The sequence below is a fragment of the Roseisolibacter sp. H3M3-2 genome (assembly GCF_029211165.1).
Taxonomy (GTDB): domain Bacteria; phylum Gemmatimonadota; class Gemmatimonadetes; order Gemmatimonadales; family Gemmatimonadaceae; genus Roseisolibacter.
On record NZ_JARGEK010000066.1, the window covers coordinates 1 to 17,691 of the forward strand.

At 73.8% G+C, this 17,691-nt stretch carries 15 protein-coding genes; 7 read left to right on the forward strand and 8 right to left on the reverse strand.

Annotated features, from left to right (window positions below; genetic code table 11):
• The 3 genes from PYV61_RS07875 to PYV61_RS07885 all read right to left on the reverse strand — a co-directional run.
• A partial coding sequence (locus PYV61_RS07875) for an O-antigen ligase family protein (protein WP_275830086.1) occupies positions 1-1,386 on the reverse strand: 1,386 nt, incomplete at its 3' end.
• A gap of 33 nt (positions 1,387-1,419) precedes the next feature.
• On the reverse strand, positions 1,420-2,253 hold the full coding sequence (locus PYV61_RS07880; RefSeq protein ID WP_275830088.1) for a sugar transferase: 834 nt from the start codon (positions 2,251-2,253) through the stop codon (positions 1,420-1,422).
• 25 nt (positions 2,254-2,278) lie between these two features.
• Entirely contained in the window at positions 2,279-3,025 is a 747-nt protein-coding gene (locus PYV61_RS07885) for an SLBB domain-containing protein (RefSeq protein ID WP_275830090.1), read from the reverse strand.
• A gap of 544 nt (positions 3,026-3,569) precedes the next feature.
• On the opposite strand from PYV61_RS07885, the gene PYV61_RS07890 reads away from it, so the two are divergent.
• Positions 3,570-4,469: a hypothetical protein gene (locus PYV61_RS07890; RefSeq protein WP_275830093.1), complete on the forward strand. Its 900-nt coding sequence runs from the start codon at positions 3,570-3,572 to the stop codon at positions 4,467-4,469.
• A gap of 73 nt (positions 4,470-4,542) precedes the next feature.
• Here the strand turns inward: PYV61_RS07890 and PYV61_RS07895 are convergent, their stop codons facing one another.
• Complete coding sequence (locus PYV61_RS07895) at positions 4,543-6,966, reverse strand: polysaccharide biosynthesis tyrosine autokinase (protein ID WP_275830095.1); 2,424 nt, start codon at positions 6,964-6,966, stop codon at positions 4,543-4,545.
• Positions 6,967-7,299: 333 nt separating this feature from the next.
• Here PYV61_RS07895 and PYV61_RS07900 point away from each other — a divergent pair, with 333 nt between their 5' ends.
• Together PYV61_RS07900 and PYV61_RS07905 are read left to right on the forward strand one after the other, a co-directional pair.
• On the forward strand, positions 7,300-8,841 hold the full coding sequence (locus PYV61_RS07900) for a sigma-54 dependent transcriptional regulator (protein ID WP_275830097.1): 1,542 nt from the start codon (positions 7,300-7,302) through the stop codon (positions 8,839-8,841).
• A 16-nt stretch (positions 8,842-8,857) separates the two neighbouring features.
• The gene (locus PYV61_RS07905; protein ID WP_275830099.1) at positions 8,858-10,075 is read left to right on the forward strand and encodes a HAMP domain-containing sensor histidine kinase; all 1,218 of its coding nucleotides are present in this window, start codon (positions 8,858-8,860) and stop codon (positions 10,073-10,075) included.
• A gap of 21 nt (positions 10,076-10,096) precedes the next feature.
• Here PYV61_RS07905 and PYV61_RS07910 read toward each other — a convergent pair whose 3' ends face one another.
• Positions 10,097-11,458 (reverse strand): citrate synthase, encoded by a 1,362-nt coding sequence (locus PYV61_RS07910; protein WP_275830101.1) that lies wholly within the window; start codon positions 11,456-11,458, stop codon positions 10,097-10,099.
• A 68-nt stretch (positions 11,459-11,526) separates the two neighbouring features.
• On the reverse strand, positions 11,527-12,072 hold the full coding sequence (locus tag PYV61_RS07915) for an EVE domain-containing protein (RefSeq protein ID WP_275830103.1): 546 nt from the start codon (positions 12,070-12,072) through the stop codon (positions 11,527-11,529).
• A 136-nt stretch (positions 12,073-12,208) separates the two neighbouring features.
• Here PYV61_RS07915 and PYV61_RS07920 point away from each other — a divergent pair, with 136 nt between their 5' ends.
• The 4 genes from PYV61_RS07920 to PYV61_RS07935 all read left to right on the forward strand — a co-directional run bounded on the left by PYV61_RS07920 (position 12,209) and on the right by PYV61_RS07935 (position 15,058).
• The gene (locus PYV61_RS07920) at positions 12,209-12,688 is read left to right on the forward strand and encodes a hypothetical protein (protein WP_275830105.1); all 480 of its coding nucleotides are present in this window, start codon (positions 12,209-12,211) and stop codon (positions 12,686-12,688) included.
• A 321-nt stretch (positions 12,689-13,009) separates the two neighbouring features.
• Positions 13,010-13,714 (forward strand): acyltransferase, encoded by a 705-nt coding sequence (locus PYV61_RS07925; protein ID WP_275830106.1) that lies wholly within the window; start codon positions 13,010-13,012, stop codon positions 13,712-13,714.
• Between the two features lie 91 nt (positions 13,715-13,805).
• Positions 13,806-14,033, forward strand: a complete 228-nt coding sequence (locus PYV61_RS07930; protein WP_275830107.1) for an acyl carrier protein — start codon at positions 13,806-13,808, stop codon at positions 14,031-14,033.
• Between the two features lie 2 nt (positions 14,034-14,035).
• The gene (locus PYV61_RS07935) at positions 14,036-15,058 is read left to right on the forward strand and encodes a ketoacyl-ACP synthase III (protein WP_275830109.1); all 1,023 of its coding nucleotides are present in this window, start codon (positions 14,036-14,038) and stop codon (positions 15,056-15,058) included.
• A 42-nt stretch (positions 15,059-15,100) separates the two neighbouring features.
• Here PYV61_RS07935 and PYV61_RS07940 read toward each other — a convergent pair whose 3' ends face one another.
• Both PYV61_RS07940 and PYV61_RS07945 read right to left on the reverse strand, forming a co-directional pair.
• Positions 15,101-16,123, reverse strand: coding sequence for a glycosyltransferase (locus PYV61_RS07940; RefSeq protein ID WP_275830110.1), 1,023 nt, complete (start codon positions 16,121-16,123; stop codon positions 15,101-15,103).
• A gap of 440 nt (positions 16,124-16,563) precedes the next feature.
• The coding region (locus PYV61_RS07945; RefSeq protein ID WP_275830113.1) for a hypothetical protein at positions 16,564-17,691 on the reverse strand (1,128 nt) is incomplete at its 5' end.

The window sequence follows — 17,691 nt, forward strand, 5'->3', positions numbered from 1 at the left end:
GGCGCGGACCCGCGCCAGGCCGCCGCGGAACCCGGGGGCGAACGACCCGCCGCCGCGCACCCCGCGCCGCACCGGCACCGGCGGCTCGCCGGGGGCGTACGCGACCGGCGCCGACACCCGCGCCGCCGTCCGCGAGGCGAGCGCGATCAGCGCCAGCAGCGCGAACATCAGGTAGAAGTAGGCGTGCGACAGGAACGTCGCCGACGCCGCGAACCCCGACATCGCGGCCAGGAACTCGGGCCGGTGCATCGCCCCGCGCCCCGCCCGCGCGGCCGAGGAGCGCCACATCGGGAAGGCGCGGCGCGCGCCGGCGACCAGCATCGCCACGAACAGCCCGATGCCCGGGAGGCCCAGCTCGGACGCCGCCTGCAGGTAGGCGTTGTGCGTGTCCGACCACTTGCACCCGCGCCCCGGGAACATGCGCTTGCAGGTCTCGCCCTCGGCGACCGGGAAGTTCTGGAAGCCCACGCCGATGACCGGGCTCTGCACGAAGTAGCCGCGCGCGCGCTGCCACACCGCGCGCCGCCCCGTCCAGTCGGTGTAGTTGTAGTCCTGCTGCCCCTCGACGAAGAACGACGTCATGCGCTCCTTGAACGTCGCGCTCCCCATGCTGTAGGCGGTGGTCGCGGCCAGGACGGCGCCGAGCGCGTAGAGCACCCGCCGGCGCCCGGGCTGCCCGGCGACGTACACGGCGGTCGACACGACGATGGCGATGACGCCGCCGCGCGAGCCGGTCATCACCAAGGTGCCGATGAGAGTCGCGAGCACGCCGCCCCACAGCAGCTTCATCACGTTACGGGCGCGCGCCACGAGTCCGGCGCAGAGCGGCACGACGAGCGCCATCACGGCGGCCAGGTCGTTGGAGTCGAGCGACGCCCCCGTCGTCAGACGCCCGTCGGTCGAGTAACCTCGCGTCTGGGCGAGCACAGCCGTCAGCGCACAGCCGAGCACGAAGCCGCGCTGCAGCCGCTCGACCGTTCGCTGCGTGGGCTCGCACAGCAGGATCACGAGGCACGCGACGAGCGCCGGCACGGCGCCCTGCAGCCCCTTGATCGACATCCCCACCCAGAGCGCGAACGGCGCGGTCAGCGCGGCCCACCCGAAGTACGCCGCGGGCAGCTTGAACAGCGGGTCGCCCAGCGCGGTCCGGCGCACCGCCGGCGACGTGGACGTCAGCGCCAGGAATCCGCCGACCGCCGCCATGACCAGCGCGGGGCGGACCTTGGGGAGGATCGGGATCAGCTCGTGCGCGCGGGCACCCACGACTGCCGTGAGCAGGACCGCGAGGATCGCGGAGTGCCGCCAGTAGCCGCGGAGGGGCGAGACGCGGGGCTCGACCGCGCCGGCGAGGCGCGGGTCGAACGCGGTCACGGAGGGAGAGGTCACTGCCGGGTGCTTCGGGGGCCGGACAGCGGCGCGCTAGTGCGCGCCCTTCCGGAAGATCATGACCGGGAGGGTCAGGACCATGATCTTCAGGTCCATCAGCAGCCCCTGGTTCTCGATGTACTCGAGGTCGTATGCGACCTTGCGGCGCACGTCCTCGATGCACGCGTCGTAGCTGTGGTTGATCTGCGCCCACCCGGTGATCCCGGGCTTCACGCGGTGCCGCAGCGGGTACTCGGCGATGCTCTCGCGCAGGCGCACCACGATGCTCGGCCGCTCGGGGCGCGGGCCGACGATGTTCATCTCGCCGCGCAGCACGTTGACCAGCTGCGGGATCTCGTCGATGCGCGTCTTGCGCATCACGCGGCCGATCGGGGTGACGCGGGCGTCGTGCTTGGTCGCCCACACCGCCTGCCCGTTGCTCTCGGCGTTCACGGTCATCGACCGGAACTTGAGGATCGTGAACGGTTGTCCGCCCAGGTCCTCGACCCGCCGGTCGCCGTCGTCGGGCGCGAGCCCGCGCCAGCGCCGGTCGAGGCCGATGCGCGTCTGCGTATAGAACACCGGCCCCGACGAGGTCAACTTCACCAGCGCCGCGACGAGCACGCACAGCGGCGCCAGCACCAGCAGCGCGACCGCCGCCACGACGACGTTCAGGATTCGGTTCGCCGCCTCAGACCGCTCGGCCACGGCGACCGCCGGCCCGGTGGTGGCGCTCTGGCCCCACGGCGACGCGTCGTCCGACCACCCGAACGCGGGCTCGGGCGCCGCGCGCCGCACCTCCCCCGCGCGCGGCGGCGAGGGGATGTCGACGAACGGGGGGCGAGGCGCGCTCGCGCCTTCGGATGGCAGCGGCTGCAACGGGAGCACCGTCAGAGGCGTGTGGGATTCCCGTTCACTGATAGGAGGCGCGCACGAGAGCGAGCAGCGCCGTGAGCGCGGAGATGCCGAAGAAGGCGTAGCTACCGATCTGCGCCCAGTTGCGATTCGGGCGGGCCGGCACCCGGAGTTCGTCCCCCGCCTGCAACCCGGCCTCCTCGACCGTCTGCCCTTCCCGCGCGACCCGCGCGAACGACTTGTCGCTCAGTACCTCGCGACCACCTCGCACGACGCGCGCCTTCTCCATCCGCGCGTTCTGGTCGGGCCCGCCTGCACGCATGACAAGTTCGGAGACCTGCAGGTCGCGGCGAACCCAGTAGACGCCCGGCGCCCGGACCGCGCCCGAGACCGCCAGCCGCTGGAGCGGGAAGAGGCGAACCTCCGGGTCACGCACGTATTTCCGGAGATGGCCGAGCACCACGTCGGTCAGCTCGCTGCGCAACACGCCAGCTACGGACAGTGCCGGGACTCCGTACGGGAAGTCGATCAGCGTCCCCTCACGCACCGTCAGCTCGCGCACGACCGAGTCGCCGGCGAACGAGAGCCCGATTCGGTCGCCGACCTGGAAGTCGCCACTCTGCAGGCGGGAGCGGATCGCCGCGGCCTCGCTGCGGGCCCGCCCGCGGTCGCGGTCCGGCCCGGAGGCGGCCGCGCGTTCCGCGGCCTCCGCGGCTGCCGTGAGTTGCGATCGCGAGGCCGCCGGGCTGGACGAGGTTACCGCACGCCCGCGCGTGGTGTCGGCGGCCGCCCCCGTCTGGCGCATCGCCTCCGCCCGCACCGGGAGCCCCACCGCCAGGACGGCCGCGTGGTGTCGGCGGCCGCCCCCGTCTGGCGCATCGCCTCCGCCCGCACCGGGAGCCCCACCGCCAGGACGGCGAGGATCAGGAGCGCGCGCGGGATCGAGGCGGGGCGGGAGAGGACGCTCGGCGACATGAACAAGGATTGGGGGCCACCCCGAGCACGGGTGCGATCGCCGCGCAGCCGCGCGGGAAAGTGTCGCGGTGGGCGCGAGCCAGGGGGCGCGAGGCACCCCCGGTCGAACCCGTCCGGGACGTCACCGTGTCGAGTCTATACTACAGATGGCCGTGCGGGGCTTCAACATACGAGGAATCGGCACCGACGACGCGTTACTGAAGTGCGACGCCGCACATTCCGGCTTAACTCGTTGCCGAGCAAGCGGCTAGCCGGTGAACCGGGCTCGGCCGAGCGAAGGCCCGGTCGGACGCGGCGGAGGCGGGCGACGACTGCGACGATCCTTGCGAAGGTCGTACCAGCAGGTTGATCCGTATTTCCCGCCGATCCCTCCCATGCTCGACTCCTCCGCCGACGGGCGCCCGCCCGCGGTGCTGCTGGTCAGTCACCACGACTGGCTCGTCCTCGCGCTCGGCGCCGCGGCGCGCGGGTGGGGCTTCACCACCAGCCGCGCGGCCTCGCTGGCCCAGGCGATCCACGTCGCCGACGCCCTCGACCCGGACGTCGTCTTCGTCGACGTCTGGATGGACCGCGACGGACGCGCCGAGTCGGTGGCGGCGTCGCTGCGGGCGGCCGGCGCGATCGGGCCGGTCACCCCGGTGCTCGCCCTCTCCGGGGCGCCCCTGTCGCGCGGCGAGCGGATGGACGCCCTGATCGACGGGGCCTGGGACGTCGTCGAGCTGCCGATCGACACCGTCGCCCTGCGGCTGCGGCTCGCCACCTGGATCGCGGCCAAGCGGCACGCCGACCAGCTGCGGAACGCCGGGGTGCACGACCGCCTCGCCCCCGTCTACAACCTGCGCGGCCTGCTCGGGCGCGCCCGCGAGCTGGGGGCGGAGGCCGCCCGCGCGGGGGCGCCGCTCTGCTGCGTCGGGATCGAGCTCGGGCCCCTGGCGGCCGACGCCGACCCGGCGACCGGCCTGCGCGGCGTCGAGCTGGCGGGCGAGCGCGTGCGCTCGGCGTGGGAGGCGACGGGGCGGGCGTCGGACGTCGTGGGGCGCGTCGGGCGCGACCAGTACGCCGTGCTGGCCCCCCGCACCGGCGAGGACGGCGGGCGCATCCTGGCCGACCGGCTGGCGCGCTCGCTGGCCGCCGACGGCCGCCTCCGGCCGCGCACCAGCGTCCTGGCGCTCGAGCCGACCCGCGCCGGCGCCGCCGACGGCGCGGCGCTCATCGGGCGCACCATGGCCCGGCTCGGGCCGCCCGCGTCCGAGCCGGCGTTCGCCGCCCGCTGACGACGACGTCCGGCACCCCCGGACGCACGACGGGCGGCGGGGTCTCCCCGCCGCCCGTCGCCCATTCCCGGGGTCAGCGCCCGTCGCCCAGCCGGCCGACCGCGCCCGCCGGCTCGACCTCCTCGCCGGCCGTGATCGCGTACTTGGTGTCGTACGAGTAGTACTGGTAGATCCCGTCGGTCGTCTGGACGCCGTTCAGGATCGCGCCGATGACCGCGACCGGCAGGCGGTCGAGCGTCTCGAGCTTCGCCTTCGCCATGCGCACGTCGGTCGTGCCGCCGCGGAGCACGATCGCGACGTTCGTCGTCGCCGTGGCCAGCGCGTAGGCGTCGGAGCCGGCGCCGAGCGGCGGCGTGTCGACGATGATCGCGTCGAAGTCGCGCGACAGCGCGGCGACGAGCTCCTGCATGCGCGGCGTCGCCAGCAGCTCGGGGGCGCGGCGGTGGCGCGTCCCGCCGGGGATCAGCGTCAGGTTGGCGTGGTGCGTCGTGCGCTGGACCTCCGCGAGCGGGCTCGTCCCCTCGAGGTACTCGATCAGCCCGGGCGTCGACGGCTGCGCGAACGTCTCGTTGAGGAAGCCGCGCCGCAGGTCGGCGTCGACGAGCACCGTGCGCCACCCGCCCTCGGCGAAGCTCAGCGCCAGGTTGGAGGCGACGAGCGACTTGCCGTCGCCCGGCCCGGGGCTCGTGACCGCCAGCGTCACCTTCTGGTTCGGCATGCACGAGTACTTCACGTTCATGCGCAGCTCGCGGAACGCCTCGACCACGCCGGCCACCTTCTCCGGCGACACGTGGCGCCCCTGCTCCACCTCGGGGACGACGCCGAGGATCTGCAGCCCCAGGTCGCCGGTCGCCTGCGACGGGTAGCGGAAGCGGCGGTCGGTGCGGTCGAGCAGGAACGCGAGCGCGAGGCCGAGGGCGACGCTGCCGCCGATCGCCATCAGGATGATGCGCGGCGCGGTGTTCTTCGAGGGCTCGAGCGGCATCACCGCCTGGTCGAGGATGCGGACGTCGGGGATCGCGCTCTTCTCCGACAGCTCCGCCTCCGCCGACCGCGCCTGCAGCGACAGGTACAGCTGCGTCGCGTTGTCGAGCTCCCGGCGCAGCGCCTCCTGCTGGATGGAGCGCTGCGGGATCCCCTGCAGCTCGCTCGTCGCCTTCGCGATCGTCGTGTTGACGGTCGACTGGCGGCGCGCCAGCTCGGTGCGGAAGGCGCGCAGCTGCTCCGGGATCGCGCGCGTCTGCAGCTGCTCCAGCCCGTAGAGCTGGTCGCGCACGACCTTGTTGGAGTCGGTGAAGCGCTCGCGCAGCACGCGCAGCTCGGTCTGGCGCTTGGCCAGCTCGTTGAGCGACTCGCGCAGCGTCATCGCGCCCGGGTCGCCGGCGACCGTCGGGATCGTGAGCAGCCCCTCGATCGGCACCGACGTCGGCGTCACCGACGCGATCGCGCGGTCGAGCGCCTGCAGGTCGCGCTGGACCGTCTGCAGCTCGTAGCGGTCCTTGAAGTACTGGTCGAACACCGGCTCGCGCAGCTCGATCCCGCCGCTGGTGGCGCCCGGCTTCATCGCCAGCCCCTCGGACGGAAGCGTGATCACCTGCGTGCGGTAGCGCGTCAGCTGGAACTCGGCGTCGCGCAGCCGCTGCTCGGCCTCCGCGCGCTGCGCGGTGAGGATGCGCACGTACTGCGACATGCGCGCCGTCTTCAGGTCGCCGGCGATGCGCACGAACTGCTCGCCCCACGCGTTCAGCGTCTCGGCGGGCTTCTGCTGCGGCGTGCCGCTGAGGCTCAGCGCGATCAGGTTCGACCCCTCGCGCAGGTCGACACTCAGGCGCTTCAGGATGTCGTTCGACGCCTCGCGGGGGATGCGCACCTGGAACTTGACGGTGCGGTCGTCGCCCAGCACCGCCTTCGTCGGGCGCCAGTAGAAGCCCGCGCGCCGGCCGACCGAATCGCCGACGACGCCCTCCTCGCGGATCACCCCGACCTTGTCGGACAGGGTCCACCGGGCGCCCTCGACCTCGAGCGTGTAGTCGCCGGGGTAGAAGCGCCCCCGGTTCAGCTGGAATCCCCGGAACACCACCGAGTCCGCGGCGCGCGCCGGCTGGAGGTACAGCGCCAGCTGCATCACCACCGAGTCGGCGATGGAATAGGCCTTCAGCAGGTCCTTCCACCCCTGCGCGTCGAGCAGGGCGTCGTCCCGCAGCGGGCCGCGGCTCTCGCTCCCCCCGCTGGAGGTCAGGAGCAGCGTGGACTGCACCTGGTACTCGGGCGTCAGCAGCCGCGTCGCCAGGACCCCCGCCACCGTCCCGGCCACCAGGATCCCGACCACGAGCCACTTGAAGCGGTTGAGCGCCGAGAGGATGCGGGCGAGCTCCCCGCCCCCCGCCTGCTCCCCCGCCCCCGGGTCGCGATAGACGACGGGCGCGCCGCCGGCGGGCGCGTAGGGCTGGAGGGCGGAGCCGGAGCCGGGGAGGGCCGGGGGGAGCGAAGCGGACATGTGGACGACGCGAGGAGGATCCGACGGGGACGCGCGGACGTCCCCGGAGCAGGCGGCGCGGGGGCGGACGACGCCAGGCGGGCGCCATCCGCCTAAGGTATCGGCAACTGGACGTCCGCGCCGCAGTGCGCTGGGTGACAGCGCCGGGGCGACGGATGTGGGCGGGACGTGACGGAGGGCACGGGGGGACGGTCGGGGCTCAAGTTTCCGTGTGGCACAGCCGACACAACCCTGTGCCGCGGATGCCACACCCGGACCCGCCCGCCTAGTTTGCGTGCCGACGCCGTCCTTGTCGAGGCGGGGCACGTCCCTCCGTACACCACCCGCCGCGTGATGACCGACACCGCCGACCGCGCCGACCACCGCGGCGACGAGCAGGAGCGCACCACCCAGCTGCGCATCCTGATCGTCGACGACGACCGGACCCTGCGCGAAGGGTGTGCCAACGTGCTTCAGCTCGATGGCCACCACGTCGTGACGTTCGCCCGCGGCGAGGATGCGATCGAGGCAGCACAGCGCCAGCACTTCGACATCGCGCTGGTCGACCTCTACATGACGCCGGTCAGCGGCATGGACGTGCTGCGCGCCATCGGCGCCGCTGACCGCCGCACCCTGGTCGTCGTCATGACCGGGAACCCGACCGTCGCCTCCAGCCTCGAGGCCCTTCGCGCCGGCGCCTGGGACTACCTCCCCAAGCCCTTCTCGGCGTCCCACCTCCAGGTCTTGGTCGGGCGCGCCGCCCACGCCGCCCGCGCGGCGAGCGCCGGCACCCCCGACGTCCGCGACACCCGCGTCCTCCAGGCCGCCACCGGGATCTCCGCCCCCGCCGCCATCGTCGAGCGCGTCCCCGAGGAGGAGAGCGCCCTCATCGGCGACGCGCCCGCCTTCCGCCAGGCGATCGCCATGGCCAAGCGCGTCGCGGGGACGGACGCCTCGGTCATGATCTTCGGCGAGAGCGGCACCGGGAAGGAGCTGATCGCCCAGTTCATCCACCGCCACAGCCGCCGCGGCCAGCGCAAGCTCGTCCCGGTGAACTGCGCCGCCATCCCCGGCGCGCTGCTGGAGAGCGAGATGTTCGGCCACAAGAAGGGGGCGTTCACCGGCGCCGACCGCGACAAGGCCGGGCTCCTCGAGGTGGCCAACGGGGGCACCTTCTTCCTCGACGAGCTCGGGGAGATGCCGATGCCGCTGCAGGCGAAGCTCCTGCGCGTGCTGCAGGACGGCGTCGTGCGCCGCGTCGGCAGCGAGAAGCAGGACGCCGTCGTCGACGTGCGCTTCGTGTCGGCCACCAACCGCGACCCGCGCGAGGCGGTGCAGAACGGGCTGCTGCGCGAGGACCTGTTCTACCGCCTCTGCGTCGTCCCGATCCGCCTCCCGGCGCTGCGCCAGCGCCCCGAGGACATCCCGCTGCTCGCCCGCCACTTCCTGCAGCGCTTCTGGGGGCGGCACCGCAAGGCCGGCGTGCCCCTCCCGCTCCTGACCGAGGAGGCGATCCGCTTCCTGCAGACGCGGGCCTGGAAGGGGAACGTGCGCGAGCTGCAGAACGTGATGGAGCACGTCACCGTGGTCGCCGAGCCGGGGAAGCCGATCACCCCCGACGACATCCCGATCTACGAGGAGGTGTCGGCGGAGCCGGGGAACGCGGGCGGGCTGCCGGCGGCGATCTTCAACGAGTCGTTCCACACGGCGAAGGAGCAGCTGGTCGCGCATTTCGAGCGCGAGTACCTGACGCGCCTCACCGCGCGCGCCGCCGGCAACATGTCCAAGGCCGCGCGCCTGGCGAGCATCGACCGCACGACGCTCTACCGGCTCCTCGAGAAGCACAACATCCGCCGCGACGACGCCGCCGCGGCGCTCGCGACCTTCGGCGACTGAGCCGGGGCGCCCGCGCATGCGCTCCGGCGACGAGCCGCCCTCTCCCCGCGTCGTCCCCCCGCTGCGCCTCGTCACCGACGAGCCGGAGCAGCTCCACCCGCTGACCACCCGCGCCACCCCGCTCCTCCCCCCGCGCGAGGCGGCGGGGCAGCGCGTGGACGTGTGGGAGGAGGTCGACCGCGCCGCCGCCTGGGTGAGCGACCGCTGCAGCACCGCGCCGTCGACCGCGTCGCGCACAGCCGACCGCCGCGAGCGCGACCTCGCGCGCCACGCGCTCCGCGTGCTGTGCGTCGCGCTGCGGGGCGCGGTGGCCGACGGCGGCGCCGCCGTCCCGCCCGAGCTCCCGTGGTCGGTGTCGCTCACCGACCTGCTGCGCGCGCTGCGCCAGCGGCTGCTCGACCAGGCCACCACGCAGCACGCGGCCGGCGAGCCGTCGGCCGACCCGCGGGCGCTGCTGGCGGTGCTGGCCGCCTGCGAGCGCCTGGAGGACGCGGCCCGCCACGACGTCGCGCGCGTGGTGGTCGAGCAGCTCTCCGGCGCCCGCGCGCTCGAGCTGCTGGTCGAGGTCGCGCACGACATGCGCTCCCCGCTCGGCTCGATCCTCTTCCTGGTCGAGCAGATGCGCGCCGAGCAGGCGGGGCCCGTGACGGCGGCGCAGGAGCGGCAGCTGGGGCTCGTCTACGGCGCGGCGTTCGGCCTGACGTCGCTCGTCGGCGACGTGATGGAGCTGGCGCGCGGCGGCGACCGCCTGGCGGCGGGGGAGCCCGCCCCCGTGTCGCTCGCCCAGCTGTTCGAGGCGGTGCGCGGCATCGTGCAGCCGATCGCCGAGGAGAAGGGGCTGCAGCTGGTCGTGCACGCGCCGCCGGCCGGCGCCCGCGTCGGCCACGGCCCGGCGATCCAGCGCGTGCTGCTGAACCTCGTGACCAACGCGCTCAAGTTCACCCCCGCCGGGCGCGTCGAGCTGCGCGCCGAGGACGAGCCCGGGGGGAGCGTGCGCTTCACGATCGTCGACACGGGGCGCGGCATCCCGCCCCGCGTGCTGGCCACCCTGTTCCAGACCTTCCGCGAGCGCCCCGACGCGCGCGACTTCGCGTTCTCGAGCGCGGGGCTCGGGCTGGCCATCTGCCGCAAGCTGGTGCGCGCGATGGGCGGCGAGCTGCGGGTCGACTCCGAGGTCGGGCGCGGGACGCGCTTCGAGTTCTCGCTCCCCCTGCCCCACGCGTCGCTCGTCTGACGCGGGGGCGGGGGCGCGCGGTCACTTGCGGATCGAGTCCTTGCGCATGTCCGGCTGGAAGTCCGTGAGCTTCGTCTCGTAGGCGCGCTCGCCGGGGCCGACGTAGATCTGCCGCGGGCGGGCGATCTTCTGCTCCTTGTCGAGCAGCATCTCCTCCCACTGCGCCAGCCACCCCGCCATGCGCCCCATCGCGAACAGCACGGTGAAGTACGACGTCGGGAACGCCATGGAGCGGTAGATCAGCCCCGTGTAGAAGTCGACGTTCGGGTAGAGCTTGCGGCTCACGAAGTACTCGTCGTTGAGCGCCGCCTCCTCGAGCTTGAGCGCGATCTCGAGGTCCTTGTCCATGCCGACCTGCGCGAACACCTCGTCCGCGAGCTTCTTCACGATCTTGGCGCGCGGGTCGTAGCTCTTGTAGACGCGGTGCCCGAAGCCCATGAGGCGGCTCCCCTTCCCGCCCTTCACCTCCTCGATGAAGGCGGGGACGTTCTTCGGGTGGCCGATCTGCTCGATCATGCGGAGCACGGCCTCGTTGGCGCCGCCGTGCAGCGGGCCGTAGAGCGCCGCCACCCCGGCCGCGACCGCCGAGAACGGGTCGACGTGCGACGAGCCCACCGCGCGCACCGCGCTCGTCGAGCAGTTCTGCTCGTGGTCGGCGTGCAGGATGAGCAGCACGTCGAGCGCCTTGGCGAAGGCCGGATTGGCCTCGTAGCGCGGCTCCGACATGCGCGCCACCATCGACAGGTAGTTCTCGCCGTACGGCAGCGAGTTGTCGGGGTAGACGACCGGCAGCCCCTTCATGTGGCGGAAGATCATCGCCGCGATCGTCGGCGTCTTCGCCAGCAGGCGGATGATCGAGATGTGCCGCTGCTCGGGGTCGAAGATGTCCTTCGCCTGCGGGTAGAACGACGACAGCGCGGCCAGCGCCGACGTGAGCATCGCCATCGGGTGCGCGTCGTGGCGGAACCCGGTCAGGAACTTGGCGATGTTCTCGTGCACGTACGTGTGGTACGTGATGTCGTGCACCCACTTCACGTACTCGTCCTGCGACGGCAGCTCGCCGTTGCGCAGCAGGTACGCCACCTCGAGGAAGGTCGACTTCTCGGCCAGCTGCTCGATCGGGTAGCCGCGGTAGCGCAGGATCCCCTTGTCGCCGTCGATGAAGGTGATCGCGCTCTTGCACGACGCCGTGTTCATGAACGCGGGGTCGTAGCTGAGCAGGCCGAAGTCGTCGTCGGCGACCTTCACCTGGCGCAGGTCCGACGCGCGGACCGCCTCGTCGCCCTCCGTGCCGCGCTCGAGCAACGTCAGCGCGTAGCTCCGGTCGGTGCGCGGGTCCCGCAGTTCCAAGCCGCTCGTCGCCGCCGTCTTCGTCTCGCTCATGCCGCTGTCTCCGGGTGGTGTGCGGACGCGGCGGCGCCGACGGGGCGCCGCCGCGCGTCGCCGCCAATCTAGCCGCGCGCCCGGGCGGCGGGCAGCGGCTTCGCGGCGGCCTTCGCGCCGGCCTTCGCGGCGGGCTGCACGCCGCCGAGGGCGCACACGACCTTCCACTCCGCCGCCGTGACCGGGGTGATGCTCAGCCGGTTGCCGCGGCGCAGGATCAGCATCTCCTCCAGCCCCGTCGCGCCCCGGAGCGCCTCGAGCGGCACGTAGCGCGGGAACTTCTCCACCGCCCGCACGTCGACCATCAGCCAGGTCGGCTCGTCGGGGCGGCTCTTCGGGTCGAAGTGCGGGTCCTCGGGGTCGAACGCGGTGTGGTCGGGGTAGGCCTCGCGCACCACCTCGGCGATCCCGGCGACGCCGGGCGGCTCGGCGTTCGAGTGGTAGTACAGCACCAGGTCGCCCGGCCGCATGTCGTCGCGCATGTAGTTGCGCGCCTGGTAGTTCCGGATCCCGTCCCAGCACGTGGTCCGGTCGGGGGCGGCGAGCAGGTGGTCGAACCCGAAGCAGTCGGCCTCGGACTTCAGCAGCCAGTAGCGGGGGGCGCGGGGCGGCACGGCGGCGGGTCGGGGGTGGGAGGTGGAGGCGGATGGATTCTCGCGGCCCCAACAGGATGCCCCGCCCCGCCGGTTTCCGGCACCCCGCCCCCGCCCCGGCCGTCGAAAGTGCACGCGAATTGCCCGGCACGCCCCCATGGCGAACGGCGGCGGCGCGGCGGCGCACCTGGAAGCGGTCGGGGAGGGCTCCCCGGCCGGGCGTCCGCGCGCCCTCGTCGACGGCTCGAACGTCGCCCACGCGAGCGAGGGAGGCGCCCGCCTCGCCAACCTGCTGCTGGTCCGCGACAAGCTGCGCGAGCAGGGGTTCGACCCGATCCTGGTGGCCGACGCGGCGCTCCGGCACCAGATCGACGACGGCGCCGCCTACGAGGCGCTGGTGGCCAGCGGGGAGATCCACCAGGCCCCCGCCGGCACCGACGCCGACTACTTCCTCCTCTCCTTCGCCAAGGAGCTGGACGCGTCGCTCGTCTCGAACGACCGGTTCCGCGACCGCAGCCGGCAGTTCGCCGAGGTGCGGCGGCAGATCATCCGGTACATGATCCTCGCCGAGGAGGTCGTGTTCGAGCGGCGGACGGCGCGGCGCCGCACCCCGACGCGCCAGGCGCGGGGCGCCTGAGCGCCCTGCGAGCGCCCCCCGGGCGTCGGCGCCACGCCGCGGTGGCGGTGTCGCGCGGCCGCCGCAGCCTCGCGCGGGAGGTCCGCAATTGGCATATATGCGGTCGCGCCCGGTTCCCGACGGTCGCCCTCGATCTGTGGCCGCCGCGCCGGGGTTGTGCCCCGGCCGCGCGCCGCTCGTCGGTCGGGAGCAGCCGCGCGCGGCGCAAGGGATGGTCCGCCTCCCGAGGCCGGGGGTACTCTTCGGGGGCCCGCCGTCCCGGACCGGCGCCGGGCCAGTGCGTGCGGCCCGCACGTTGAGCGTTCCCGCCTGCCCCACCTGATGAACGTCGCGACTCTCCGCCGAACCATCGCGGTCAGCGATCACCCGATCGCCGGCGCGACGCGGCGCCTCTACAAGGCGCGGCGCTCGGCGCACCTGCCGCTCCCGCGCGTGCTCGGCAAGCTGCTGCTCGCGGTCTACGTCGCGGTGCGCGAGCTGTACTACCTGTTCGTCCAGTTCTTCCTCAGCGGCCCCCTCCTGCGGGCCGCCTGCACGCGCGTCGGGCGGAACCTGCGCACCGGCGCCTTCGTCCCCTGGATCCAGGGCGCCGGCGAGATCGTGCTCGGCGACGACGTCAACGTGGTCGGCAAGATCGACATCGCGTTCGCGGCGCGCTTCTCCGACCGCCCGTCGCTCCGCGTGGGGAACCGCACCGGGCTCGGACACGGCTGCGTCCTCAGCATCGCCAAGGCGATCGTCATCGGCGACGACTGCCACATCGCGGGCGGCACGCACCTGTTCGACTCCAACGGGCACCCGATCGACCCCGAGCTGCGCCGGCTCGGGCACCCGCCGGCCGACGCCGACGTCAAGCCGATCACGATCGGCAACAACGTCTGGATCGGCAGCAACTGCACGATCTTCCCGGGGGTCACCATCGGCGACAACAGCGTCGTCGCCACGCGCTCGGTCGTGACGACCGACGTGCCCCCCGACACGCTCGTCGCCGGCTACCCGGCGCGCCAGATCCGCAAGCTGGTCTGAGCGCCGGCCGCGGACGACGTCACCGCGCCGCGCGGTCCCGACCAGCTCCCGCTCCTTCCCGCCCTCCCCGGCTCCGAACCTCCCGTCCACCATGGAAAACGTCGACAAGATCGTCGGAATCATCACGCGCGCCGGCGAGCTGGAGACGCTGGCGCCGGACCAGGACTTCTACCACGCCGGCGTCGACTCGATGAAGGCGATGGACATCATGCTCGATCTCGAGACCGAGTTCGACGTCACCGTCCCCGACGAGCAGTTCATCCAGGCGCGCACCGCGGTGCAGCTCGGCGAGATGATCGAGCGCCTCCGCGCCGGCTGAGGATGGACGCGTTCATCCACGCGGTGGCGTACGCGCTGCCCGAGCGGGTCGTGTCGAACGACGACCTGCAGCGCGAGAACGCGGACTGGGACATGGCGCGGATCGCCGACAAGGTCGGCATCCGGCAGCGCCACGTCGCCGGCGAGCACGAGACGTCCTCGGACCTCGCGTACGCCGCCGCGCGGAAGCTGCTCGACGCCGGCGTCGTCGACCCGTCCGCCGTCGACGCGCTCATCTTCTGCACGCAGACCCCCGACCACCTGCTGCCGACGTCCGCCTGCCTGCTGCAGCACCGGCTCGGGCTCGGCGTGCACGTCGCGGCGTTCGACTTCAACCAGGGGTGCTCGGGCTACGTCTACGGGCTGGCGCTCGCCAAGGGGATGATCGCGGCCGGCCTCGCGCGGCGGGTGCTCTTCCTCACCGGCGAGACGTACTCGAAGCTCATCCACCCGCGCGACCGGACCATCCGCGTGCTGTTCGGCGACGCCGGCTCGGCGACGCTGATCACCGACGAGCCGGGCGGCGCGCGGATCGGCACGGTGGTCCTCGGGTCCGACGGCAGCGGCGCCCAGAACCTGATCGTGCCGGCCGGCGGCGCCCGGTCGCCGCACGGGCCCGACACGCGCGTCGAGCGCACCGACGAGATCGGGTGCACGCGGACGGACGAGCACCTCTACATGAACGGCCAGGCCATCACGACGTTCGCGCTGCAGCGCGTGCCCGCGCTGCTCGACGAGACGCTCGGCAAGGCGCAGGTCGCGGCCGACGACGTGGACTGGTTCCTCTTCCACCAGGCCAACGCGTTCATGAACGAGCGGCTGCGCTCGCGGCTGAAGCTCCCCGCGGAGCGCGTCCCCAGCTACCTCGAGTCGGTCGGCAACACCGTCGGCAGCACGATCCCGATCCTGCTGCGCGAGACGGCGGACCGGTTCGCCGCCGGCGACCGCGCGATGCTGGTGGGCTTCGGCGTCGGGTACTCGTGGGGCGCCGCGCTGCTCGAGTGGGGGGACGTGCGGCTGGCGTGACGCCGTCGGCGCGCGTCCGGCCGCGCCCTCAGGCGCGCGCCCTCAGGCGCGCGCCGGCGCGCGGCGGCCGAACGACGCGCGCGCCTCGACCAGGATCGCCTCCAGCCGCCGCGTCTGCGACTCGCGCGTGAGGTCGTCGACCTGGGTGCCGGCGGTGTCGGCGGGGCCGTTCCCCTCGCGCTTCTCGGCCAGCCAGCCCCGCAGCCGCGCGGCGATCCCGTCGGCGGTGGACTCGGCCGCCCCGAGCCCGCGGTCGCGCAGCAGGTCGGCCGCGACGCCGTCCACCATCCCGACGAGCAGGATCGGCCGGCGGGCGCCGACGTACTCGAACAGCTTCCCGGTGTAGACGCCGCGCTGCGACGGGTCGTCGTAGGTGACCAGCAGCAGCACGTCGGCGCCGCGCTGCGTCCGCGCCATCGCGTGGTACGGGAGCGCGGGGAGCCAGCGCACCGACGCGCCGACGCCCAGCCGCTCGGCGACGCCCGCGAAGTGCGCCTGCAGCGGCAGGTCGCCGTTGCCGATCACGTCGAGCCGCACGCGCGCGGCGTCGTCGCCGAGCGACGCCATCGCCTCCAGCAGCGGGGTGATGTCGCGCTCGTACGAGAGGTTGCCGGTGTAGAGGAGCCGCAGCACGCCGTCGTCGGGGCGCTCGCTCGGCACCCCCGCGTAGCGCTGCGCGTCGAAGCCGTTCAGCACGACGTGCGACGGCACGTGGTAGCGGTCGCGCAGCTCCTCGGCGTACGGGTCGGACACCGAGATCAGCGCGCTCGCGCGCGCCAGCGCGTGCCGCTCGAGCCGCGCGTCGAGGCGCGCGCGCCACCCGAAGTGCGCGGTGCGGCTCAGCGTGGTGCCGGTCCAGGGGTCGCGCAGCTCGGCGACGAAGGGGAGGCCGAGGCGCGTCGCGACCGTCCGCCCGACGAGCAGCGACGTCCAGGGCGTGCCGCTCGCGAGCACGACGTCGGGGCGCCAGTCGCGCGCGACGTCGAGCGCCGCGCGCACCGCCGGCCGGTACCAGCCGACGTACTGGTCGGGGACGAAGGCGAAGTTCCAGTACGTGCGCTGCATCTGCCACGCGATCCCGCTCGGCGCCGACGGGCCCGCGCCGGGCGCCCGCGCGCCCCGCCGGCGACGCGTCGCGCCAGCGTCTGGAGCGGGCGCATCGCGCGCACGAACGCGCCCCACGGCCGCTCGACGTCCGCCCACGGCGTGCGCACCACCCACTCGGGCGGGATTTCCACCTCGAGCGTCTCGGGGTGCGGCTGCGGGCGCGCCGACACGACGCGCACCTCGTGGCCGAAGCGCGCGAGGTACTTCGCCGTGGCGCCGAGGCGGACCGCGCCGATCAGGTTGTACGGCGGGAAGAAGAACGAGATGATCAGGATGCGCACGATGCGGGCAAACTCGTCGGGACGGCCGAGCGCGGGCAAGTCGCCCACGCGCGACGCGCCCCCCGTCGGCCGTCGATGGCGTCCGGGGGGCGCGTCGCCGCTCGGGCGGGAGCGCGGTCAGCGATACCCGAGGTGCTGGAAGCTGGCGGAGTAGTGTTCGTTGAACTGCTTGGTGCCGCTGAGCCAGGCGCGCTCGACGGCGCCGGCGAAGACGGCCTCGGCGCGGGCGCGGGCGGCGTCGCGGGCCGCCGCGTCGGCGCCCTGGGTCGCCAGCCAGCTGAAGGTGGTCAGCAGCAGCCCGTTGAGGTCCGGCGCCGGGTCGGGGCCGCCGACGCCGAAGCCCTGCTGGTTCATCGCGCACAGCACGCTGGCGTACTGGAAGCTCTGCGCCCCCGGCACCCACTGGGTCTCCCACAGGTACGCCGCCGCCCGGCGCACCGCCGGCTCCACGCGCGCGTCCGGCGCCCGGCCCCCGGGCCGGTAGTAGCGGTGCGCCTTCAGGAGCGCGTCGTTGAGCATGCCCACCATGTAGTTCAGCTGCCCCCCGCACACCTGCCCGTCGGCCGGGTAGCTGCCGTCGGCCAGCTGCCACGCGAACACCGCCCCCAGGTGCCGCTCCAGGCGCGCCCCCCGGTCGGCCTGCTCCGCCCCCGGCGGCAGCGGCGCCCCCGCCGGCGTCAGCCGCCAGGCCAGCAGCGCGCTCTGCACCAGGCGGGCCGCGATGCGCCCCTCGCCGATGGCGCGCGTCATGTAGGTCGGGTTGAAGCCGTCGAGCACGTCGGCCACCCGCACCACCGCCGTGCGGCTCGCCTCGTCGCCGGTGAGCAGGTAGTGCTTCTCCAGCCCCTCGAGCTGCGCCCAGTGGGGCGACGCCTTGTAGGGGTCGGCCGCGTTGGCCTCCAGGTAGTCGCGCCGGTAGGCCGCCGCCAGCAGCGTGGCGCGCCGCCAGTACTCGGCCTCCCCCGTGCGCGCCCACCAGGCGTAGTAGATCAGCGCCCGGTCGTAGTAGTTCGCCTCCCAGCGCGCCCCCTCGGCCGCCCAGTGGCGGTCGGCGTAGAGCCGGAAGTCGTCCTCGTAGCGCGCGTACGCCCCGCCCCACGCGCGCGTCTGGGCCGCCGGGCGCGTGGGGCCCACCAGGTCGGCCGCCACCAGGTACGCCGGGTCCGCCGGCAGCGCGGCCCCCTGCCCCGCCCCCAGCACCGCCGCCGGCGCCGCCGCCGGCGCGACGAGCACGAGCGCGGAAGT